Origin of the sequence: Aeromonas piscicola (genome assembly GCF_000820005.1) — a bacterium.
Taxonomy (GTDB): domain Bacteria; phylum Pseudomonadota; class Gammaproteobacteria; order Enterobacterales; family Aeromonadaceae; genus Aeromonas; species Aeromonas piscicola.
On the sequence record NZ_CDBL01000057.1, the window covers coordinates 1 to 19,980 of the forward strand.

The window sequence follows — 19,980 nt, forward strand, 5'->3', positions numbered from 1 at the left end:
ATCATGTTTTTAACGTAGTCAGCGTGACCCGGGCAATCTACGTGCGCGTAGTGACGGATGGCGGTGTCGTATTCTACGTGGGAGGTGTTGATGGTGATACCACGCTCACGCTCTTCCGGCGCCTTGTCGATCTGGTCGAAGGCGAAAGCTTTACCACCGAAGTGCTTGGCCAGCACGTTGGTGATGGCGGCGGTCAGGGTGGTTTTACCGTGGTCAACGTGGCCGATGGTACCCACGTTAACGTGCGGTTTATTACGCTCAAATTTTTCTTTAGACATGATCGTCCCTCTAAACTAACGCTGAGTACGCGGTGGCAAGCTAACCACAGAACAGTTTATATGATGGATTTGAATCTGGTGGGGAAGAGAGGTTGGTGCTGACAGCCAGGTTCGATTGCCGAACTCACCCGAAGGTGTGACTCTTGGTATCGCCTGAGCCATATCAGCATCTTGGAGCGGGCAGCGGGAATCGAACCCGCATCATCAGCTTGGAAGGCTGAGGTAATAGCCATTATACGATGCCCGCATTTCTCTAACCCAAAGAACTCAAACCGCAGAGAAATATGGTGGAGGGAGAAGGATTCGAACCTTCGAAGGCAGAGCCGTCAGATTTACAGTCTGATCCCTTTGGCCGCTCGGGAACCCCTCCAATGCATAAATGCCACAACGGTAATTCTGCTTGCACCCGTTGTTTCGTCGCTTTTGCCGGGCAAATAGGCGACAGACATCCAAGCGTCGCGCATTTTATTGTAAGGATTTTGGGGATGCAACCATTGCTCCTTGCAAAATGTGCATTATTGCCGGGAAGCATGCAAAAAAGGACTCAGTCTCTGCTCGAATCCGCTGCGTCTCTTGTCGCTCCCCACCCCTTGGTGTATGGTCGCCCTGCCCAAGAAACAGTGATGACACCATGACGACAGAGCATAACCCCTATCTGCAATTCACCCGCGAACAATGGGCGTTATTGCGCGATGCTGTCCCCCTGACCCTGACCGAACACGATTTGCAGACCCTGCGCGGGATCAACGAGAAGGTGTCATTGCAGGAGGTGGAAGAGATCTATCTGCCCCTCTCCCGCCTGCTCAATCTCTACGTCAAGGCCAAGCAGCGCCGCAGCCGGGTACTGGAGCAGTTCCTCGGCCAGTCCCGTGGCAAGGGCACCTACATCATCAGCATCGCCGGCAGCGTGGCGGGGGGAAAGAGCACCACGGCCCGCATCATGCAGGCACTGCTGGAGCGCTGGCCCGAGCACCCAAGGGTGGAGCTGGTCACCACGGATGGCTTCCTCTATCCCAACAAGGTGCTGGAAGAGCGCGGCCTGATGCGTCGCAAGGGCTTTCCGGAATCCTACGATATCCGCCATCTGGTGGAGTTTGTCGCCAATATCCGGGCCGGCCACGAGAAGGTCGAGGCCCCCGTCTACTCCCACCTCATCTACGACATCATCCCCGATGAGAAGAAGGTGGTGGAGCAGCCTGACATATTGATCCTGGAAGGGCTCAATGTGCTGCAAAGCGGCATGGATTACCCGCAGGAACCCCATCGCGTCTTCGTGTCGGATTTTGTCGATTTCTCCATTTATGTAGATGCCGATGCCGAGTTGCTGCGTACCTGGTATGTCGAGCGCTTCCTCAAGTTCCGCAGCGGCGCCTTCTCGGATCCGGACTCCTACTTCCATCACTACGCCAAACTGGCGGAGAGTGAAGCCAGCAAGATTGCCAACACCATATGGCAAGATATCAACTATCTGAATCTGCAAGAAAACATCCTGCCGACCCGGGAACGGGCCAACCTGATCCTGACCAAGGGTCACGAGCATGCCATCGAGCAGATCAAGCTGCGCAAGTGATGACCGAGGCACACAGTACCTGAACGAAGAGGGGGCCCGCAGGCCCCCTCTTTCATTGCATTCGCAGTGACAAGGACTCAGTCGCCCCGGCGCAGGGAGATTTCGCCCCCCAGATAGAACTTTATCCCCTCACTTGTCTCCAGGCGCAGGGCGCCGCGATCATCTATGCCGCGAGCTACCCCACGAATTTCCTGATCCCCCATCAGGAGGCGCACCGGCCGGCCGGCGAAGTGATCGAGCCGGTTCCAGTTGTCGACAAAGCTGGCCAGGCCACTCTGCTCGAAGGTCAGCAGGGCCTGTTGCAGGTGCTCGAGCATGCGGGCGGCCAGCAGATTGCGATCCACCAGTTCAGGCTGTATGTGGCGCAGCTCGGACCAGGCCTGATCGATCCGTTCGCCCTCCCGGGCCGGCATCGCCAGATTGAGGCCCACCCCGATCACCAGGTTGCAGCTGGCGCCGGCGCTACCGCTCATTTCCACCAGAATGCCGGCCAGCTTGCGGCCCTGATAATAGAGATCGTTCGGCCACTTCAGCTCGACCCCCGGATAACCCAGCGACTCCAGCGCCTGCACCACGGCCACACCGACCGCCAGACTCAGACCCATGGCCGCCGCCATACCCTGCTCGAGCCGCCAGTACATGCTCAGGATCAGCTGGCAGCCGAAGGGAGAGACCCAGGGCTTGCCACGGCGACCGCGCCCCGCTGTCTGGCACTCGGCCAGACAGCTCTCGCCGGACTGCAGCTGGTTGACCCGCTCCAGCAGGTACTGGTTGGTGGAGTCGATCACCGGGAAGCAGTGCACCGGCGCCATGGGGGCCAGCGCCTGCAACTGCACCTGATCGTACAGTGCCATGGGCACCGCCAGCCGATAGCCCTTGCCGGTCAGACTGAACAGATCCAGCCCCAGCTCCTTGAGCGCAGCCATGTGCTTGCTCACGGCCGCACGGCTGATGCCGAGCTGCTCACCGAGCTGCTCGCCTGAGTGGAACTGGCCATCGCTGAGCAGGGTGATCAGCGTCTGTCTGGTGGGAGTAAGTGTCATGCCAGTACCTCATCGAGCCAGGTCTCACCGGTCAGGCCCATGAAGCGCACCTCGTGCTCCAGCACCACCCCGAATTTCTGCTCCACACTGTCGCGCACATGGGCCGCCAGGGCGATGAGCTCCATGGCGCTGGCGCCCCCCAGGTTGACCAGCACCAGCGCCTGCTCCTGATGAACCGCGGCGCGGCCGATGGCAAAGCCCTTGAGGCCGCACTGATCTATCAGCCAGCCCGCGGCCAGCTTGGCCTGCCCTTCCCCGGCCGGGTAGCAGGGCATGTGCGGATATTGCTGCTTGAGCGTATCGGCCAGCGCCATCGTCACCACGGGGTTCTTGAAGAAGCTGCCCGCGTTACCGAGCACGGCGGGATCCGGCAGCTTGGCACGGCGGGTGGCACAGACGGTATCGAAAATCGCCTGCGCGGTGGGCGCATCCCCGAGCGCCGCCAGCGGGCCGTAACCCAGCACCGGCGCCCAGGCCTTGGGCAGGCGCAGGCCGACGGCTGTGATGAAATGGGAATCCTGACAGGCGTGCTTGAAGATGCTGTCGCGGTAGCCGAAGTGACAATCGGCGGCATCGATGCGCTCCAGCTGGCCACTCTGCCAGTTGAACGCCTCGACATAGGCACAGAAGCTGGCCAGCTCGACCCCATAGGCACCTATGTTCTGTACAGGCGCGGCGCCGACCGTGCCCGGGATCAGCGCCAGATTCTCCAGGCCGTACCATCCCTGTTGCAGGGCGTGGCACACCAGCTGATGCCACTCTTCCCCGGCCGCCACGTGCAGCAACCAGTGCCCCCCCTCATCCTGCAGCTGAATGCCCTTCAAACGGTTGAGTACCACCAGACCGGAAAAATCATTGCAAAACAGCACATTGCTGCCGCCACCCAGCACCAGGCGAGGCAGGTCGGTCAGTTCAGGGTTAGTCACTAGTTGCTGCAGGTCGTCGACCTGTTCCACCTCCGCCAGCCAGAGGCAATGGGCATCTAGGGCGAGGGTGTTGAGCGTCAACAAGGAGGCGTGAGGGGTGAGTTTCATCTGCGTGTCCCGACAATGGCAAGCGGGCAGTCTACCTTATATTCCCGCAGGACGAAAAATCCGGCCCTCTTTTCGGACTCAATCCGCTGGAGTACAGTATGCGGCTTCGACTGTTGAGGAAGTACTCATGAACAACCAATTTGCCGTCATCGGCCTGGGGCTGTTTGGCAGCGCCCTGTGCGAAGAGCTGCAACGGCAGGATGCCGAGGTGCTGGCGATTGATATCGACGAGAGCAAGACTCGTCAGATCGCCACCCTGTGCAACCATGTCGTCGTCGCCGATGCGACCGATGAGGCCACGGTGGCCGAACTGGGGCTGGCCAATTTTGACATCGTCTTCGTCGCCATAGGTGACAACCTCGAGACCAGCATACTCACCACGCTGGTACTGAAAGAAGCAGGAGTGAAGAAGGTCTGGGTCAAGGCACGCGACAAGTTCCACGCCAAGATCCTGCAAAAGGTCGGCGCAGACAAGGTGATCAACCCCGAGTGGGACATGGGTCGCCGGGTCGCCCAGAGCATGCTGGACAACCGGCTGTTCGACTACCTGGAGCTGGGTCACGACATGGTGCTGACCGAGTTCGTCATAGGTCTGCCGCAAAATGGCCGCACCCTGGCCGAGTTGCACCTGCTGCAACAGACCGAGCTGCAACTGCTGGCCATCAAGCGTGGCCAGGTGCTGCACAACGTGCTGACCGGCAAGATGGAGCTACAACTGGGTGACATCCTGATCCTGGCGGGCAACAAGCATGCCATCGACCACTGGCTGGAAACCTTATGACACGTTGGCGTAGCAGCTACGCCTTCGCCCTGCACCGGGATGATGAGTCCCGCTGGAGCGAAGCCAAGCTGATCCTCGGCAGTTTCCTGATCATACTGCTGGTCGGTACCCTGTTTCTGGTGCAGCCCTCCAGTCACAACGGCGAGGTCACCTTCGTCAACGCCCTGTTCACCGCCACCTCGGCCATCAGCGTGACCGGCCTCGGGGTGGTGGATACCGGCACAGTATTCACCCTGCAGGGGCAGATCTTCCTGATCATGCTGATGGAGATTGGCGGCCTGGGCCAGATGACCATGACGCTGCTGCTGATCGCCATGTTCAGCAAGCGGGTCGGCCTGCGCCAGCAGGTACTGGCCAAGGAGGCGCTGGGCCAGGAGGGATCGGTCAACATCATTCAGCTGGTGAAGCGCATAGTGCTGTTTGCCTTCATCGCCCAGCTGATCGGCACCGGCCTCATGGCGATACGCTGGGTGCCCGAGATGGGCTGGGAGCGTGGCCTCTATGTCAGCTTCTTCCACGCGGTATCGGCCTTCAACAACGCCGGCTTCTCGCTGTTTGCCAACAATCTCATGGACTACAGAGACGACCCCGTCATCATCCTGACCATAGCCGCGCTGATCATCCTGGGGGGGATTGGCTTCACCGTCATCGTCGATCTGGTACGCAACCGCCGCTGGCGCAAGTTGAAGCTGCACAGCAAGCTGATGCTGATCATGACGCCAGCCCTGTTGCTGGCCGGCACCCTGATGTTCTGGCTGCTGGAGCACAACAACCCGGGCACTCTCGGCAAGGCCTCCCTCGGGGGCCAGTGGCTGGCGGCCTTCTTCCAGTCCACCAGTACGCGGACCGCGGGTTTCAACTCCATCGACGTAGGTCAGATGGTACCCGCCTCCCTGCTGTTCATGATGATGCTGATGTTTATCGGTGCCGGTGCCACCTCTACCGGTGGTGGTATCAAGGTAACCACCTTTGCGGTGGTGCTGCTGGCCACCAAGGCATTCCTGACCAAGCGCCCCCACGTCACCGCCTTTGGCCGGACCCTGTCGCCCCAGATAGTGACCCGTTCGCTGGCCATTATCATCGTCAGCACCATGGTGCTGATGTTGGCCATGTTCCTGCTGATGATCACTGAGCAGCAATCCTTCGACAAGATCATGTTCGAGACCATATCGGCGTTTGCCACCGTGGGCCTATCCACCGGCATCACCGCGGGCCTGAGCGACCCGGGCAAGCTCATTCTGGTGCTGGTGATGATCTGCGGCCGTCTCGGCCCGCTGACCCTGGCCTTCATGCTGGCGCGCCCGAGCGAGACCCGCATCAAGTACCCGGAAGAGGGTGTCTATACGGGCTGAGCCCGCATCTATAAGAACAAGGGGCCATCATGGCCCCTTCTCTTTCTCCGCATTAACGCCCGGTTCAACGGCTCAGGCCACCTTGGCCTTGACCGGTCGCTTGCCCGCACTCTTGCGAGCCGTGCCAGCCGTCCCCGCACTGCTCTTGCGGCGGGTGAAGCGCTGCTTGCTGGCCCCCGGTGCGGCCTTGGGCAAGGCGCTGAAGCTGGCGCCGGAATCCTGCCTGGCCCCCTCGATCAAGGTGTTCAACTGCTCCGTCAGCGGCCCCATAAATTGCTGGTAGCTGGCGTGCCGTTCGGCGATCTGGCCCAGGCTCTGCTCCCACAGGGCCGTCATGTCCGGTGTGGTGGCGGTGGCCGGCAGCGCCAGGATCAGTGCCCGTCCAGTGGGCGTGCCCTTGATGCTCTTGCCCTGGCGCACCAGAAAACGGCGCTTGAACAGCAGGTCTATGATGCCGGCCCGGGTCGCCTCTGTGCCCAGGCCATCGGTCTCGCGCAGTGTCTTGCGGATCTCGGGATCCTGCACGTAGCGGGCTATGCCGGTCATGGCGGCCAGCAGGGTGGCGTCGGTGAACGACTTGGGCGCCTGGGTCATCTTCTCCAGCAGCTCGCCGCGCTCGCACAGCAGTTGCTCCCCCTCTTTCAGGGCGGGCAGGGTACCGGCTTTCTCTTCGTCGTCATCTTCTTCGACCCCCAGCAGCGCCTTCCAGCCCGCCTTGAGGATGCGGCGAGCCTTGGCTTGGAACAGGCCACCCGCGATACGCAGCAGCACCTTGCTGTCGTTGTACTCGAACGGGGGATAGAACTGCAGCAGGTACTGGCGCGCCACCAGACCGTAAATTTTGGCCTCATCGCCGCTGAGGCTGGCCTCGTTGCCGCGTTTCTCGGTGGGAATGATGGCGTGGTGGGCATCCACCTTGCTGTCATTCCACGCCTTGCTGCGGATCTTGCCGTCCGCCTCGCTCACCGCCCTGGCCAGCACCGGCGCGGTCGCGGCTATGGCCTCCCGTATCTGGGCAGCCCGGTTGAAATGATCGCTCGGCAGGTGGCGACTGTCGGATCTCGGGTAGGTGATGAGCTTGTGGCGCTCGTAGAGCCCCTGACACACATCCAGCACCCGCTTGGCATCCATGCCAAAACGTTTGGCGGCATCGATCTGCAGGCTGGAGAGGTTGTAGGGCAGCGGCGCCGCCTGTTTGCGGGCCTGCTCCTCCACCCCTTCCACCGATGCGGGTTGACCCTGGATCCGCTCCACCACCTTGGCGGCCAGCGCCCGGTTGAGCACTCGCCCCTCCTCGTCCTGCCAGGGCAGGCAAGCCTCGGAAGGCAGCCACTTGGCGCTGAAGCGCTCGTTGCCCTCGGTCACCACATGGGCCAGCACCTCGTAGAAGGGCTTGGGTACGAAGGCCTCTATTTCCAGATCCCGCCGCACCACCAGCCCCAGCAACGGGGTCTGCACCCGGCCGACCGACAGCAGCTCGCTGCAACCGCCCTTGCGACCGAGCAGGGTGTAGGCCCGGGTCATGTTGATGCCATAGAGCCAATCGGCGCGGCTGCGGGCCAGCGCCGATACCGCCAGCGGCACGAACTCCTTGTTGTCCCTGAGCTTGTCGAGGGCACGGCGCACTGCCGGCGGGTTGAGATCGCTGATGAGACAGCGCTGCACCGGCCTGGTCTTGGGGTAGCCGAGAAAATCGATCACCTCATCCACCAGCAGTTGCCCTTCCCTGTCCGGATCGCCGGCATTCACCACGCAGTCGGCCTGCTTGATCAACCGCTTGATGACGGTGAGCTGGGTTTTGGTCTTGGGCTTGGCCACCAGTTGCCACTGGGCGGGGATGATGGGCAGTTGCTCCATGCGCCACTGCTTGAAGGCGGCGTCGTAGGCATCGGGCTCGGCCTGCTCCAGCAGGTGGCCGATGCACCAGGTCACCACGTCCCCCTCGGCAGTCTCGATGAAGCCCTCCCCCTTCTTGTGGGGCTTGGGCAACACATCGGCAATGGCGCGGCCCAGACTGGGCTTCTCGGCGATAAAGAGTCGCATGGCAAACATACCTGAATACTGTATATGCGAACAGTATATACCGAGCCTTTTGCAAAGCCCAAGCCCGGCCACCCGCGGGTTCGGTGATCACGAGCACACAGTCGGTCAGCGACGCGACTCGGGGTCAAGGATGCAACTACCCTTGAGGATGCTCATGCGAGCCAGATGATGAAACTTGGCCCGAACGAGTGCGAACGGGATGATAAAGGAGCCGAAGTTAAATTAAATTCAATTAAATGATAAAATACGAAATAATAAATGCATTTAAAATAACAATACAAAATAAAAATCATGATGGAGGTCAAGCCCCTACCTCTCCCTAGCTACTACTATATTGGTAATATTTGATCGTAGGAAAACGCCGCCATGCTTGGAAAATTATTGAGAAAGACCTGGTTCTGGCTCCTGCTGCTCGGGGCCCTGCTGGGCGTCGCGGCATTGGGTGTCACAGTGACAGTGATGCATAAAACCAGTTCTACCGAGTTCTGCGTCTCCTGCCACTCCATGCAAACCCCGCTGGCCGAGTATCAGGGCAGCGTCCACTTCCAGAACGTGAAGGGCATCCGGGCCGAGTGTGCAGACTGCCACATCCCCAATGAACCCAGCGCCTATCTGTGGACCAAGATCCGCGCCGTGAAGGATATCTATCATGAGGCTATCGGCACCCTCGATACCCCAGAGAAATACGAATCACACAAGCTGCGCATGGCCCAGTCGGTGTGGGACGAGCTCAAGGCCAATGACTCTGCTACCTGCCGCAGCTGCCACAGCTACGCCGCCATGGACATTCTGGCCCAGCGCCCCAATGCCCGGGCCGAGCACCCGGTCGCCATCAAGGAAGGCCAGACCTGCATCGACTGCCACCGCGGTGTCGCCCACATCATGCCTGACATGAGCGAGCTGGCTGCCGCCGGTGCGAGCGAGCTGGCCCAGGCTGCCGCCCAGACCCCGGCCAACGTCACCACCCGTTACGCCATCGCCACGGCACCGCTGTTCCTCGATGCCGCCGCCAAGACAGACGAAGGCACCCTGATGCCCTCCACCAAGGTGGAAGTGCTGGCCAACGAAAATGGCCGCGCCCAGGTGCAGATCGAAGGCTGGCAGCAGGACGGCGTGAGCGAAGTCTTCTACGCCGCCCCCGGCAAGCGGATCCTCAGCGTACTGGTCGGCGATAACGCCAAAAAATCCCTGGTCACCGGCCAGAGCGAAACCGACAGCGCCACCAACCTCACCTGGCATCAGGTCAAGCTGACCGCCTGGGTGGATCAGAGCCAGCTCATCGGCGATCAGGGCAAGCTGTGGCAATACGCCTCCACCCTGATGTCCAACAACTGTACCGGCTGCCACGGCCTCACGGCGCTGGATCACTTCAATGCCAACCAGTGGATCGGCGTCATCAAGGGGATGGAATCCCGTACCTCCCTGACCCCGGAACAGGCTCGCATGTTGACCCAATACGTCCAGAAACATGCCAGTGACATGAGCGCGGCGCACTAAGGCTGGCACAGAGGAAATCGTCATGACTTTTTTTACCGATAAGAAAACCAATCTGTCCCGCCGCAACCTGCTCAAGGGGCTCGGCGCCTGCGCGGCCTTGCCGCTGCTCGCCGGCATCTTCCCGAAGAGTGCCCTGGCCCAGGCCATCAGCACGGCGCTGGAACAGTTCCCGACCCTGGTCCCGGCCCAGAAAGGCATACTGACCGGCGCCCACTGGGGTGCCTTCGAGGCCATAGTCGAAGAGGGCCGCATGGTGCGCGTCCAGCCGGTGGCCGATGATCCGGCGCCGAACGATCTCATCGACATGGCCCCGTTCCAGGTTCACGCCAAGAACCGCATCAAGTACCCCATGGTGCGCAAGAGCTGGCTGGAGCACGGCCCGGGTGCCAGACCCGAGCTACGCGGCGCCGACGAATGGGTCCGGGTGAGCTGGGACAAGGCCATCGAGCTGGTAGCCGGCGAGATTGGCCGGGTGCAGAGCGACTTCGGCCCGCAGGCGATCCACGCCGGTTCCTACGGCTGGAAGAGCGTCGGCATGTTCCACAACAGCCGTACCCTGCTGCACCGCCTGATGAACCTGGCCGGTGGCTTCACCGGTTATGCCGGTGACTACTCCGCTGGCGCCGCCCAGGTGATCATGTCCCACGTCATGGGCTCCATCGAGGTGTATGAGCAGCAGACCGCCTGGCCGAACGTGATCGAACACGCCGAACTGGTGGTGCTGTGGGGCGTCAACGCCCAGGTGACTCTGAAGAACAGCTGGAACATGCCGGACCACGAAGGTCAGGCCGGCTTCCAGGCGCTCAAGGAGAAGGGCACTCGCATCATCAGCATCGATCCGGTCTACAACGAGACCGCCAAACTGGCCGGGGCCGAGTGGATTGCGCCGAACGCCTATACCGACGTGGCCATGATGCTGGGGGTGGCCCACACCCTTTATACCGAGCAGAAGCACGATCAGGCCTTCCTCGATCGCTACACCAGCGGTTTCGACAAGTTCCTCTCCTACCTGCTGGGCAAGGAAGATGGCCAGTCGAAGAGCGCCGAGTGGGCGAGCACAGTCTGCGGCGTCGATGCCGCCGTGATCCGTCAGCTGGCCCTCGACATGGCGTCCAAGCGCACCATGATCATGGCGGGCTGGGGCATGCAGCGTCAGCATCACGGCGAGCAGCCCAACTGGATGCTGGTGACCCTGGCCGCCATGCTGGGCCAGATCGGCCTGCCCGGTGGCGGTTACGGCTTCAGCTACCACTACTCCTCCGGTGGCAGCCCCACCGCCAAGGGCGGCATCCTGGCGGGTATCTCGGCCGGCAATGCACCCAAGAACAGCCCGGCGCCGATCCCGGTGGCCCGCATCGCCGACTGTCTCGCCAATCCGGGCAAGACCATCGACTTCAACGGCCGTCAGCTCAGCTATCCGGACATCAAGCTGGTCTATGTGGCGGGTGGCAACCCCTTCCACCACCATCAGGACACCAACAACCTGCTCAAGGCGTGGCGCAAGCCGCAGACTGTGATAGTCCACGAGCCCTACTGGACCGCCACCGCCAAGCACGCCGATATAGTGCTGCCGGCCACCACCAGCTATGAGCGCAACGATCTGGAGATGGGGGGCGATTACTCCCAGCGCTACGTGTTCCCCATGCACCAGTGCGTGCCGCCCCAGCACGAGTCACGCAACGACTTCGACATCTTCAGCGCCATCGCCGCCAAGCTGGGCCTGCTGGAGGCTTATACCGAAGGCAAGGACGAGATGCTGTGGCTCAAGCAGATGTATGACGGCATGGCCGCCCAGGCCCGTGGCGCCCGGGTGGCACTGCCGCCGTTCACCATGTTCTGGGAGTCCAACAACTACATCCGCTTCCCTATTCCGGAGGCGAATCGCCAGTGGATCCGTCACGCCGATTTTCGCGAGAACCCCTTGCTCAACCCGCTCGGCACCCCGTCCGGCAAGATCGAGATCTTCTCCAACACCATCGCCGGTATGGGATATGCCGACTGCGCCGGCCATCCCAAGTGGTATGAGCCCAAGGAGTGGGTGAAGAGCGAAACGGCCAGCCGTTATCCGCTGTCGCTCAACACCTCGCACCCGACCCAGCGCCTGCACTCCCAGCTGGACAACACGCCGCTGCGAGACAAGTTCGCCATCGCCGATCGCGAGGCCATCCTGATCCACCCGGATGATGCCAAGGCCCGTGGCATTCAGGATGGGGACCTGGTGCGCGCCTTCAACGATCGCGGCCAGATCCTGGTGGGCGCCCTGGTGTCGAAAGACATTCGTCCGGGCGTGGTGCGCATCTGTGAAGGGGCCTGGTTCGACCCGGCCAAACCGGGCGAGGTGGGGGCCATCTGCAAGAACGGCAACGTCAACTGCCTGACCTTCGACGAGGGCACCTCCAGCCTGGCGCAGGGCAACTGCGGTCACATGGCCCAGCTGCAGATCGAGAAATACAGGGGCCCGGCACTGGCCAATACCGCTCACGCGGTCCCGGCCAACGGCTGAGTCCGCACTCGACCAACAAAAACGGCGCCATCAGGCGCCGTTTTTTATTGCTGTCAATTTACTGTGGCAGTGAAGACTCAGAAGCTCTTTTACTGCATGCGCTCTTCCGCACACGCCACCCGCTCTGCAGCCGGAGCATGGGCAAGGTGACTCAGAAGTCGCCTTCCTGCATGTACTCTTCCGCGCACTCCACCAGCTGGGGCCAGAGCTCTTCCGGCACCCAGGCATCCGGGTCATCTTCATCGCCATCGTACTGGGTCCAGAAATAGCGGCGCAGGCCGGCGGCGAAGTCGTCGCTGACCTCGGCCAGCTCGGAGAGCGGCCCCAGCCAGGCGATGCGGCGCAGGCCGGAGGCGAGATCGTTGAGCGCATCCACCAGACCGCGATCGTCTCTGATCTGCTCCACCAGCAGGGTGAAGCGCTCGCGGGCGCTGGCGATTTCGTCTTCGTCCAGCTCACCCACATCGGCCAGCAGATCGATGAAATCTTCCAGCAGAAATGCGATCAGGCTCTCTCTGTCCTCGAACCACTGGAGCTGAGCCCCCTTGATCCCCAGTACAGAGGAATCGAACGAGTCATCAAGATGACATAGTGCCCATGGATCGTCTGTCATTGCTACCCTTCCTCAGGCTTGAACAAGTGTCTTATCTTATGCTTGGCCCGCTCCCCGTGCCACCTTGAGCGATAGCAGGAAACGGACCACCCCAATTTCATTCGCCCCATAATGGGCTTGATCCCTAGCTCTCTACCCTTGCCACCTTGGGCAGTGACAGAGACGCCGCCAGGCCACCCAATTCCGCCCGGCCCATGATGAGATTGCCTCTGTAGGCCTCGGCCAGATCGGAGACTATGTTGAGGCCGAGCCCGGAGCCCGGCACCTTCTCGTCGAGCCGTACCCCGCGCAGCACCGCCTTGGCAATCTGATCCTCGCTCATGCCGGGGCCGTCATCCTCGATGCGCAGGGTGATCCAGCCCCCCAGCTCGGCGCTGGAGATGCGCAGCTGGCCGGCCGACCACTTGAAGGCGTTCTCCAGCAGGTTGCCCACCATCTCGTCGAAGTCCTGCTCTTCCACCCCGACCGCCAGATTGGCCGGCACCTGCAGATCCACCTCCCTGCCCGGATAGAGCCGGGCAAAGGCGCGGCAGATGTACTCCACCCGTGCCCGCACCGGGGTCGACACCCCGAGGATCTTGGCGGCGCCCGTCACCCGGGCCTTGCCAAGGTGATAGTCGATGTGGCGCTGGATCTGGTCGAGCTGCTCGCCGATGGCGGCCTGATCCTCGGGTGACAACTGAGCCACCTGATTGCGCATTATGCTGAGCGGCGTCTTGAGGGCGTGGGCCAAATTGCCGGTGTGGGAACGGGCCCGTTGCAGCAGCTCGCCGTAGTGGTGGAGCAGGCGGTTGATGTCCTCCACCAGTGGCTGGATCTCCAGTGGATAACGCAGCCGAAACCCCTCCTGATGACCCTGATGGACCCGCCCCAGCTCGCGGCGCAGCAGATGCAGCGGGCGCAGACCATAGACGATCTGGAACATGAAGCCCAGCACCAGACCGGTGGCGGCAAAGCCGAGGCCGAGGAACAGGCTGAGCCGGGTCTTCTTCAGGGTCTGGGTCAGAGCACTGCTGTCCTTGGCCATCACCAGGGTAAACACCCGATCCGAACCCGGCAGCAGCACGGCGCGGGTCATGATCAGCAGCGGCTCCTTGTTGGGCCCCTTGCCGACGAACAGATCGGGATCGCCAAACGCCGACTTCAGGCCGTGCACGTCGAGGTGTACATCCCACAGGGAGCGGGAACGGCTGACCACGGCATCTCCCAGCTCCAGCTGCCAGTAGTAGCCGGAGTAAGGTTGACGGAAACGGGGATCGGCCATGGGCTCGGTGACGATGGGCAGACCATCTGGCTGGATTTCGAGCCGGGAGAGCAGATCATAGAGCTGCAGGCGCAGTCCGTCGGCTTCCGCCTCCTGCCAGTAGTTGCGCATCATGGTCTGCAGGCTGAAACCTGTGGCGAACAGGAAGAGGCCGCACCAGACTAGGGCGATAACCACCAGCCGCCCCCGCAGGGTCCGTACCAGCCTCATTCACCGCCCCCTTGCGGCGATTGCATCAAGGCCTGACTCATTCGTTGATCCGGTATCCGAGGCCACGCACAGTCTCAATCAGATCGGCGTGGGTCTTCTTGCGGATCCGGCCGATGAACACCTCGACGGTATTGGAGTCGCGGTCAAAATCCTGGGCATAGATGTGGTCGATCAGCTCGCTGCGCGACACCACCTTGCCCCTGTGCTGCATCAGGTAACCCAGCACCCGGAACTCGTGGGCGGTGAGCTTGATGGGGGTGCCTTCGTACCACACCTGGGAGGCCGCCATGTCGAGCCGCACTCCGCCTATCTCCAGGATCGAGCTGGCATTGCCCGCCGCCCGCCGCACCAGCGCCTGCACCCGCGCCACCAGCTCGGCCACCTGGAACGGCTTGGTGAGGTAGTCGTCGGCACCGGCATTGAGCCCTTCAATCTTCTCGTGCAGCTGGCCGCGGGCGGTCAGCACCAGCACAGGGGTATCTATCCCCTTGCTGCGCCACTCTTTCAGCACGCTCAGGCCATCGCGACCCGGCAGGCCGAGATCCAGGATGATGGCGTCATAGGGCTCGGTCTCGCCAAGAAAGCCGGCCTCGTTGCCATCATGACAAAGGTCGGTCACGAAACCGGACAGACGCAGCTGTTCCGCCAGCTGGCCCGCCAGTGTCTTCTCATCTTCAACTATCAGAATGCGCATAAATGGGTATCCAAAGCAGGGTTACACTTGCGTCAGCGGAGAGGGGGTCGGGCAGCCATTTCTGCCCGAGCGCCCAGCCGGGTCACTCTTCTTCCGGTGGAGGGCGAGGCTCGAACAGCCGCTCCAGATGATGGCCCTTGAGCCACACCATCTCCAGGTTGTCGGCGCGATAGCCCACCTTGATGACGCTGTTCTCGCTGTCGATGAGCTTGAGCTCATACAACCAGATGCCATCCTCTTCCCCCAGATCGACGCGCAGCACGCGCACCGGCAGGTGAGAGGCCACCTCCATCACCTCATGAAAGGGCCTGATCCGACCCTCGCTGACAGCTTGTTGCAGCAAGGCCTCGTTCGGCGTGGTTGCCTGCGCCATCACGGGCAGCAGCAACCCAAGCAGAGACAGGGCTCTATTCATGGATGATTCATCTCCAAAAACCTAACATAATGCCGTTTATAGTCTGCCAGCCATGAATCCGGAATGAATATGATCCCACGCAGTATCCTGCTGATCCTTTGCCTCTTTTCCACCCTTGGCTGGGCGGCCCAGGCGCGTCTCGACATGCCGGCGCTGGTCAAGTTGCTGTTGGCCCAAGGGTACCACGACATTCGGGAAGTGGAGCTGGAAGGGGATAAATTCGAGGTAGAAACCCTGGATGTCCGGGAGCAACGCGTGCAGCTGCTGGTCGATGCCTACAACGGGGAGATCACCAAAAAAGAGGCCGACTAGGCCTCTTTTGCTATGTGCGCTACGCGCGCCGGATGAACGCGCAACGTGTCACGCCTCTTTCAGTTTTTGTTGCTGACGCTGGCGCCAGGGGCGCAGCAGCTTGTCCCGCCGTGGCCACAGCAGGGCACAGGCCAGCAGCAAATAGATGAGCGGCTCCTGCCAGCCACTCTTCACCGACCACCAGTAGTGCACAGGCACCAGCAGGGCGACGACGTAGATCCAGTTGTGCAGCTTCTGCCAGGCCGGCCCCATGGTCCGCAGCAGGGCCGGGATCGAGGTGATGCTCAGCGCCACCAGCAGCAAGAGCGCCAGCGCCCCCACCAGTATGTAGCTGCGCTTCACCAGCTCGCCGCCAATCAAGCCCCAGTCGAACTGCAAATCCAGTCCCAGCCAGACCATAAAGTGCAAACCGGCCCAGGCCGCGCACCAGAGCCCGAGGGGGCGTCGCAGCTTGATGAGCTGCCCCTGCCGCCAGCGTTTTGCCAGCGGTGACACCAGCAGAGTGAGCAACAGCAGATGCAGCGCCCCCTTGCCGAGATAGTGGGTCAGCCCCTGTACCGGATCTCCCCCCAGCAATCCGGCTGGCAGGGCGTACCCCAGCCAGAGCAGAAAGCCGAGGGAGCCCAGATGCACCAGAGCCCGCAGGCCCTTGATATGCGTCGACGTCAATCTCAGTACCATTTTCTCAGATCCATCCCCTGATAGAGCGAGGCCACCTCGTCGGCATAGCCGTTGAACATCAGGGTCGGCTGACGCTTGGCGCCGAAGATGCCCCCTTCGCCGATGAAGCGCTCGCTGGCCTGGCTCCAGCGCGGATGATCCACCTGTGGATTGACGTTGGCATAGAAGCCATATTCGTTCGATGCCAGCAGATTCCAGGTAGTGGGTGGCATCTCCTCCACCAGCCGGATGGAAACTATGCTCTTGATGCTCTTGAAGCCGTACTTCCAGGGCACCACCAGCCGGATCGGTGCCCCGTTCTGGGCGGGCAGCGTCTTGCCGTAGAGGCCCATCGCCAGGAAGGAGAGCGGATTCATCGCCTCGTCGATGCGCAGCCCCTCCACGTAGGGATAATCGATGCCGCCACCGAGGGAGCGGGACGCCTGTCCCGGCAGCTGCTCGGGGTCATAGAGGGTCTCGAAGGCCACGAACCTGGCGCGACTGTTGGGCTCGGCACGGCGAATGAGGTCTGCCAGCGAGATGCCGCTCCAGGGCAGCACCATGGACCAGGCCTCCACACAGCGCAGCCGGTAGATGCGCTCTTCGAGCGTGCTCTTGTTGATGAGATCCCACACGTCCAGCGTAAACGGCTTGGCCACCTCCCCCTCCACCTTGAGGGTCCAGGGTTCGGGTTTGAGGTAATGGGCATTGCGGGCCGGGTCCCCCTTGTCGGTGCCCAGCTCATAGAAGTTGTTGTGGGTGGTGGCCTTCTCCTCCGGGGTGATGATCACACCCTCGGGCCGGGCGGCGGCATGGATGTTGAGCGGCCTGGTCGCGGCGGCAGGAATCGGCTTGTCGGCGGAGAAGAGATCGAGCACGCCCGCCTGAGCGGGAAACGCCAGGGTCGCGGCCCCCAGCCCCAGCCCCTTCAGGATGAGGCGGCGATCCTGATAGACGGCTTCCGGGGTGACATCCTGCTCGGTGGGATGGTGGGAAGAGCGGCGCTTGATCAACATGAAAAACTCCCGGGGCTATGAGGGTGATAACCATAAGACCCGCCCCGGCCGAGTTTTATTTCACACAAATTTACATGAGTTGGTGCAGGGGCAGGGCCTTGGCCATGGTTCCGACCAGGAACAGCACTACGAACACCAGCAGAGGAACGATCACATTTGGCACCATCAGACTCACTCCATGAGCAGGACAGGGCCTCTAACTATGGTGCAGGGCCAAAGACGCCACCAATGAATTTTTTTCGCGAGCGCAAGCGTATTCCTGAGTTGAAATGAGTGATGAAGATCACACACAATTCCGCCCCTGCTTGCCGCCCCCCCTGCGAGGGGTAGGCTCCCCCTTTTTCCAGATGTCACTACTTTGAAGAGTCACACCATGAGCCCATTGATCGCCATCGCCATCACGACCGGGATCCTCTCCGCCATCTGGGGCTGGGTCGCCGTCGCCCTCGGCCTCATCTCCTGGGTCGGCTTCCTCGGCTGTACCAGCTACTTCGCCTCCAGCGGTGGCTACAAGGCGCTGCTGCAAACCATGTTGTGCAATGTGAGCGGCATGCTGTGGGCCCTGCTGCTGATCCACGGGGATGCCTGGTGGGGAGCCGGTGTGGCGGGTTACATGATGACGGGGGTGGTCGCGACTTTGATGTGCGTGCAGGCCAAGCAGCAGTGGCTCGGCTACATTCCCGGCACCTTCGCCGGTTGCTGCGCCACCTTCGGGGCCGCAGGAGAGTGGCGACTGATACTGCCCTCCCTGGTGATAGGCGCGCTGTTCGGTTACCTGATGAAGGCGAGCGGCCTCTGGCTCTCCCAGAAAACTCAGAAAGCCCAGGCCGCTACCGCCGTGGTCGATCCGGCCTGAATGGCGTTCACCGGCGGATAATGGTCGGAATGCAGGCCTGCCCGGCTTATCCCTTCGACTTGAAGTTTGCAGCCTCTATACCGTGCCGATTCAATAGCTTGTAAAAATCGGTACGGTTTCTTCCCGCCATGTTGGCCGCCAGGGTCACATTGCCCTCTGTGGTACGCAGCAGGCGGATTAGATACTCCTTCTCGAACTCGGCACGCGCTTCGTTGAACGAGGGGATGCCGCCACTGCCACCGCTCAGGGCGGACTCCACCATGGCGGCGCCGATCACCGGGCTGCAGCAGAGGCTGGCCAGCTGCTCCACCACGCTGTAGAGCTGGCGTACGTTGCCGGGCCAGCCCGCCGCGGCCAGCAGTGCCAGCGCCTCCGGGGAGAAGCCGAGGGCGGCGCAGTCACCGTGACGGCTGCGATATTCGTCCAGCGCCTGTCTGGCCAGCAGCGGAATGTCTTCACTGCGGGCACTGAGGGGCGGCAAGGTGATGTTGGCCACGTTTAGGCGGTAGAAGAGATCCTCCCGAAAGCGCCCCTCCTCCATCGCCGCCACCAGATCCTGATGGCTGGAGCTGATGACCCGCACCTCGGGGATGCCCTGACCGTACTCCTGCAGCACCTGCAGCAGCTTGGCCTGCAATGACTCCGACAGATCCCCTATCTCGTCGAGAAACAGGGTCGCCCCCTTGGCCTGCTCGAACAGGCCGGACTGACCGTCCTCGCCAAACAGTTGCAGATCCAGCGCGGCCCACGGCAAGGCGGCGCAGTTGATGGCGTGCAGCGGCTTGTCACGGCGACTGCTGGCCTGATGCAGTGCCTGGGTCATCACCCCTTTACCGGAACCGGACGGTCCCATGATCAGCACGGGCACTTCCATGCCGGCTATGCTGTTGGCCTGGATCAGCAACTGCTCCATCTGTGGGTTGCGGGTCAGGATCAGCGATTGCCAATCCTGCCGCTGCTTTGGGCGAGTCAGGCTCAGCGCATGCTCTATGGTGGCGAACAGCTCATCCTTGTCGATGGGCTTGGTGAGAAAGCTGAATACCCCGGAACGGGTGGCTTGAATGGCGTCCGGTATGGTGCCGTGGGCTGTCATGATAATGACCGGCAGCCCCAGCCACTGGGACTGGATACGCTCGAACAGCGCCAATCCGTCCATGCCGGTCATGCGCAGATCGCTCAGCACCAAATCGGCCCGCTGCTGGCGCAGTCTGTCCAGCGCCCCTTCGGCGCTGTCGGCGGTATCCACCTCGTAGCCTTGGCTGCGCAGGCGCATGCTCATCAGTTTGAGCAGGCTGACATCGTCGTCGACCAGCAGGATGCGACTCATTTTAGCGCCTCGCCATTGCCGTTCAGCTTGCGCTGATTGAGCTGTTCATCGATGGCGGAGAGCTGTTCGATCTGGCGGCGCAGACGCTGCACCTCCTGACTCTGATCGTCGCGCCGGCTGTCACGGGCCAGCAGCTCCTCACCGAGGGCAATCCAGCTGCGCAGGAAGGCCTGGGCATCCAGCCCCAGATCAGGCAGCAGGCTCTTGAGTTTGTCCAGTCCGGCCCGCCGATTTGCCACCGACTCGGACGGATGGGTATTGACCATGGCAAGGCTGACCCGGCTCTCGATATCGGTCGCCCCCTTGAGGCGCTGACGCTCCTGCACCCGCTGCTGGGCATGGCTGGCCAGCAGCCAGTCCGAGTACTGCAGGCGCACCTGCATCTCCTTGTTGGCAAACTCCATCCGCTTGGCGAGGGCGAGATCCGACGACGCCACCGGTTCATGCGCTGGCAACAGGGAACAGCCTGTGAGCAGGCCCATCATCAATACCGGAACAACACATTGTTTCAT

The 19,980-nt window shown here is 61.9% G+C and carries 19 protein-coding genes and 2 tRNA genes; 7 read left to right on the forward strand and 14 right to left on the reverse strand.

The annotated features are described in order from the left end of the window. The 3 genes from BN1128_RS24145 to BN1128_RS14945 all read right to left on the reverse strand — a co-directional run. A partial coding sequence (locus BN1128_RS24145) for a GTP-binding protein (RefSeq protein WP_042867337.1) occupies nucleotides 1-278 on the reverse strand: 278 nt, incomplete at its 3' end. Nucleotides 279-450: 172 nt separating this feature from the next. Beyond that, nucleotides 451-525: transfer RNA gene (locus BN1128_RS14940), tRNA-Gly, on the reverse strand. 38 nt (nucleotides 526-563) lie between these two features. After that, nucleotides 564-648, reverse strand: a tRNA-Tyr gene (locus BN1128_RS14945). 261 nt (nucleotides 649-909) lie between these two features. Here BN1128_RS14945 and coaA point away from each other — a divergent pair. Then, complete coding sequence (gene coaA, locus BN1128_RS14950) at nucleotides 910-1,848, forward strand: type I pantothenate kinase (RefSeq protein ID WP_042870151.1); 939 nt, start codon at nucleotides 910-912, stop codon at nucleotides 1,846-1,848. A 77-nt stretch (nucleotides 1,849-1,925) separates the two neighbouring features. Here coaA and birA read toward each other — a convergent pair whose 3' ends face one another. Then, nucleotides 1,926-2,891 carry a bifunctional biotin--[acetyl-CoA-carboxylase] ligase/biotin operon repressor BirA gene (gene birA, locus BN1128_RS14955; RefSeq protein ID WP_042870153.1) on the reverse strand — a complete coding sequence of 322 codons (966 nt, stop codon included), beginning with the start codon at nucleotides 2,889-2,891 and terminating at the stop codon, nucleotides 1,926-1,928. Continuing rightward, nucleotides 2,888-3,925 carry a UDP-N-acetylmuramate dehydrogenase gene (gene murB / locus BN1128_RS14960; protein ID WP_042870155.1) on the reverse strand — a complete coding sequence of 346 codons (1,038 nt, stop codon included), beginning with the start codon at nucleotides 3,923-3,925 and terminating at the stop codon, nucleotides 2,888-2,890. The genes birA and murB overlap by 4 nt, the downstream gene beginning before the upstream one ends. A 127-nt stretch (nucleotides 3,926-4,052) precedes the next feature. Between murB and BN1128_RS14965 the strand changes: the two genes are divergently transcribed. Both BN1128_RS14965 and BN1128_RS14970 read left to right on the forward strand, forming a co-directional pair. Next, the gene (locus tag BN1128_RS14965) at nucleotides 4,053-4,706 is read left to right on the forward strand and encodes a potassium channel family protein (protein ID WP_042870157.1); all 654 of its coding nucleotides are present in this window, start codon (nucleotides 4,053-4,055) and stop codon (nucleotides 4,704-4,706) included. After that, nucleotides 4,703-6,058 carry a TrkH family potassium uptake protein gene (locus BN1128_RS14970; RefSeq protein WP_042870159.1) on the forward strand — a complete coding sequence of 452 codons (1,356 nt, stop codon included), beginning with the start codon at nucleotides 4,703-4,705 and terminating at the stop codon, nucleotides 6,056-6,058. Before BN1128_RS14965 ends, BN1128_RS14970 begins: the two co-directional genes overlap by 4 nt. 72 nt (nucleotides 6,059-6,130) lie before the next feature. On the opposite strand, the gene BN1128_RS14975 is transcribed toward BN1128_RS14970, so the two are convergent. Then, nucleotides 6,131-8,101: a DNA topoisomerase III gene (locus tag BN1128_RS14975; protein ID WP_042870441.1), complete on the reverse strand. Its 1,971-nt coding sequence runs from the start codon at nucleotides 8,099-8,101 to the stop codon at nucleotides 6,131-6,133. Nucleotides 8,102-8,467: 366 nt separating this feature from the next. Here BN1128_RS14975 and BN1128_RS14980 point away from each other — a divergent pair, with 366 nt between their 5' ends. Continuing rightward, the gene (locus BN1128_RS14980; protein WP_042870161.1) at nucleotides 8,468-9,598 is read left to right on the forward strand and encodes a NapC/NirT family cytochrome c; all 1,131 of its coding nucleotides are present in this window, start codon (nucleotides 8,468-8,470) and stop codon (nucleotides 9,596-9,598) included. Nucleotides 9,599-9,620: 22 nt separating this feature from the next. Then, a complete protein-coding gene (gene torA, locus BN1128_RS14985) occupies nucleotides 9,621-12,101 on the forward strand; it encodes a trimethylamine-N-oxide reductase TorA (protein ID WP_042870163.1) in 2,481 nt (826 codons plus the stop codon). A 151-nt stretch (nucleotides 12,102-12,252) separates the two neighbouring features. On the opposite strand, the gene BN1128_RS14990 is transcribed toward torA, so the two are convergent. The 4 genes from BN1128_RS14990 to BN1128_RS15005 form a co-directional block, all read right to left on the reverse strand. Then, nucleotides 12,253-12,714 (reverse strand): hypothetical protein, encoded by a 462-nt coding sequence (locus tag BN1128_RS14990; RefSeq protein WP_042870166.1) that lies wholly within the window; start codon nucleotides 12,712-12,714, stop codon nucleotides 12,253-12,255. A 124-nt stretch (nucleotides 12,715-12,838) separates the two neighbouring features. Continuing rightward, nucleotides 12,839-14,188: a sensor histidine kinase gene (locus BN1128_RS14995; protein ID WP_042870168.1), complete on the reverse strand. Its 1,350-nt coding sequence runs from the start codon at nucleotides 14,186-14,188 to the stop codon at nucleotides 12,839-12,841. Nucleotides 14,189-14,225: 37 nt separating this feature from the next. Further along, a complete protein-coding gene (locus BN1128_RS15000) occupies nucleotides 14,226-14,882 on the reverse strand; it encodes an AHA_4052 family stress response regulator transcription factor (protein ID WP_005318517.1) in 657 nt (218 codons plus the stop codon). Between the two features lie 82 nt (nucleotides 14,883-14,964). Beyond that, nucleotides 14,965-15,297 carry a PepSY domain-containing protein gene (locus BN1128_RS15005; RefSeq protein ID WP_042870170.1) on the reverse strand — a complete coding sequence of 111 codons (333 nt, stop codon included), beginning with the start codon at nucleotides 15,295-15,297 and terminating at the stop codon, nucleotides 14,965-14,967. Between the two features lie 63 nt (nucleotides 15,298-15,360). On the opposite strand from BN1128_RS15005, the gene BN1128_RS15010 reads away from it, so the two are divergent. Continuing rightward, on the forward strand, nucleotides 15,361-15,609 hold the full coding sequence (locus BN1128_RS15010) for a PepSY domain-containing protein (RefSeq protein ID WP_042870172.1): 249 nt from the start codon (nucleotides 15,361-15,363) through the stop codon (nucleotides 15,607-15,609). Nucleotides 15,610-15,657: 48 nt separating this feature from the next. Here the strand turns inward: BN1128_RS15010 and msrQ are convergent, their stop codons facing one another. Both msrQ and msrP read right to left on the reverse strand, forming a co-directional pair. Continuing rightward, a complete protein-coding gene (msrQ, locus tag BN1128_RS15015; protein ID WP_042870174.1) occupies nucleotides 15,658-16,290 on the reverse strand; it encodes a protein-methionine-sulfoxide reductase heme-binding subunit MsrQ in 633 nt (210 codons plus the stop codon). After that, a complete protein-coding gene (gene msrP / locus BN1128_RS15020; RefSeq protein WP_042870176.1) occupies nucleotides 16,281-17,285 on the reverse strand; it encodes a protein-methionine-sulfoxide reductase catalytic subunit MsrP in 1,005 nt (334 codons plus the stop codon). The genes msrQ and msrP overlap by 10 nt, the downstream gene beginning before the upstream one ends. 373 nt (nucleotides 17,286-17,658) lie before the next feature. Here msrP and BN1128_RS15025 point away from each other — a divergent pair, with 373 nt between their 5' ends. Beyond that, nucleotides 17,659-18,141 carry a DUF1097 domain-containing protein gene (locus BN1128_RS15025; RefSeq protein ID WP_042870177.1) on the forward strand — a complete coding sequence of 161 codons (483 nt, stop codon included), beginning with the start codon at nucleotides 17,659-17,661 and terminating at the stop codon, nucleotides 18,139-18,141. Nucleotides 18,142-18,187: 46 nt separating this feature from the next. On the opposite strand, the gene BN1128_RS15030 is transcribed toward BN1128_RS15025, so the two are convergent. Together BN1128_RS15030 and BN1128_RS15035 are read right to left on the reverse strand one after the other, a co-directional pair. Next, nucleotides 18,188-19,468 carry a sigma 54-interacting transcriptional regulator gene (locus BN1128_RS15030; protein WP_042870179.1) on the reverse strand — a complete coding sequence of 427 codons (1,281 nt, stop codon included), beginning with the start codon at nucleotides 19,466-19,468 and terminating at the stop codon, nucleotides 18,188-18,190. After that, nucleotides 19,465-19,980, reverse strand: coding sequence for a hypothetical protein (locus BN1128_RS15035; protein ID WP_042870181.1), 516 nt, complete (start codon nucleotides 19,978-19,980; stop codon nucleotides 19,465-19,467). The genes BN1128_RS15030 and BN1128_RS15035 overlap by 4 nt, the downstream gene beginning before the upstream one ends.

Bases quoted from the DNA above. Each gene is read 5' to 3' on its own strand.
- msrP (WP_042870176.1), bottom strand. From the start codon at position 17,285: ATGTTGATCAAGCGCCGCTCTTCCCACCATCCCACCGAGCAGGATGTC.
- BN1128_RS14975 (WP_042870441.1), bottom strand. From the start codon at position 8,101: ATGCGACTCTTTATCGCCGAGAAGCCCAGTCTGGGCCGCGCCATTGCC.
- torA (WP_042870163.1), top strand. From the start codon at position 9,621: ATGACTTTTTTTACCGATAAGAAAACCAATCTGTCCCGCCGCAACCTG.
- coaA (WP_042870151.1), top strand. From the start codon at position 910: ATGACGACAGAGCATAACCCCTATCTGCAATTCACCCGCGAACAATGG.
- BN1128_RS14980 (WP_042870161.1), top strand. From the start codon at position 8,468: ATGCTTGGAAAATTATTGAGAAAGACCTGGTTCTGGCTCCTGCTGCTC.
- BN1128_RS15005 (WP_042870170.1), bottom strand. From the start codon at position 15,297: ATGAATAGAGCCCTGTCTCTGCTTGGGTTGCTGCTGCCCGTGATGGCG.
- BN1128_RS15000 (WP_005318517.1), bottom strand. From the start codon at position 14,882: ATGCGCATTCTGATAGTTGAAGATGAGAAGACACTGGCGGGCCAGCTG.
- BN1128_RS15010 (WP_042870172.1), top strand. From the start codon at position 15,361: ATGAATATGATCCCACGCAGTATCCTGCTGATCCTTTGCCTCTTTTCC.
- BN1128_RS14965 (WP_042870157.1), top strand. From the start codon at position 4,053: ATGAACAACCAATTTGCCGTCATCGGCCTGGGGCTGTTTGGCAGCGCC.
- BN1128_RS14990 (WP_042870166.1), bottom strand. From the start codon at position 12,714: ATGACAGACGATCCATGGGCACTATGTCATCTTGATGACTCGTTCGAT.
- BN1128_RS14995 (WP_042870168.1), bottom strand. From the start codon at position 14,188: ATGAGGCTGGTACGGACCCTGCGGGGGCGGCTGGTGGTTATCGCCCTA.
- BN1128_RS15025 (WP_042870177.1), top strand. From the start codon at position 17,659: ATGAGCCCATTGATCGCCATCGCCATCACGACCGGGATCCTCTCCGCC.
- msrQ (WP_042870174.1), bottom strand. From the start codon at position 16,290: ATGGTACTGAGATTGACGTCGACGCATATCAAGGGCCTGCGGGCTCTG.
- BN1128_RS15030 (WP_042870179.1), bottom strand. From the start codon at position 19,468: ATGAGTCGCATCCTGCTGGTCGACGACGATGTCAGCCTGCTCAAACTG.
- BN1128_RS14970 (WP_042870159.1), top strand. From the start codon at position 4,703: ATGACACGTTGGCGTAGCAGCTACGCCTTCGCCCTGCACCGGGATGAT.
- murB (WP_042870155.1), bottom strand. From the start codon at position 3,925: ATGAAACTCACCCCTCACGCCTCCTTGTTGACGCTCAACACCCTCGCC.
- birA (WP_042870153.1), bottom strand. From the start codon at position 2,891: ATGACACTTACTCCCACCAGACAGACGCTGATCACCCTGCTCAGCGAT.
- BN1128_RS15035 (WP_042870181.1), bottom strand. From the start codon at position 19,980: ATGAAACAATGTGTTGTTCCGGTATTGATGATGGGCCTGCTCACAGGC.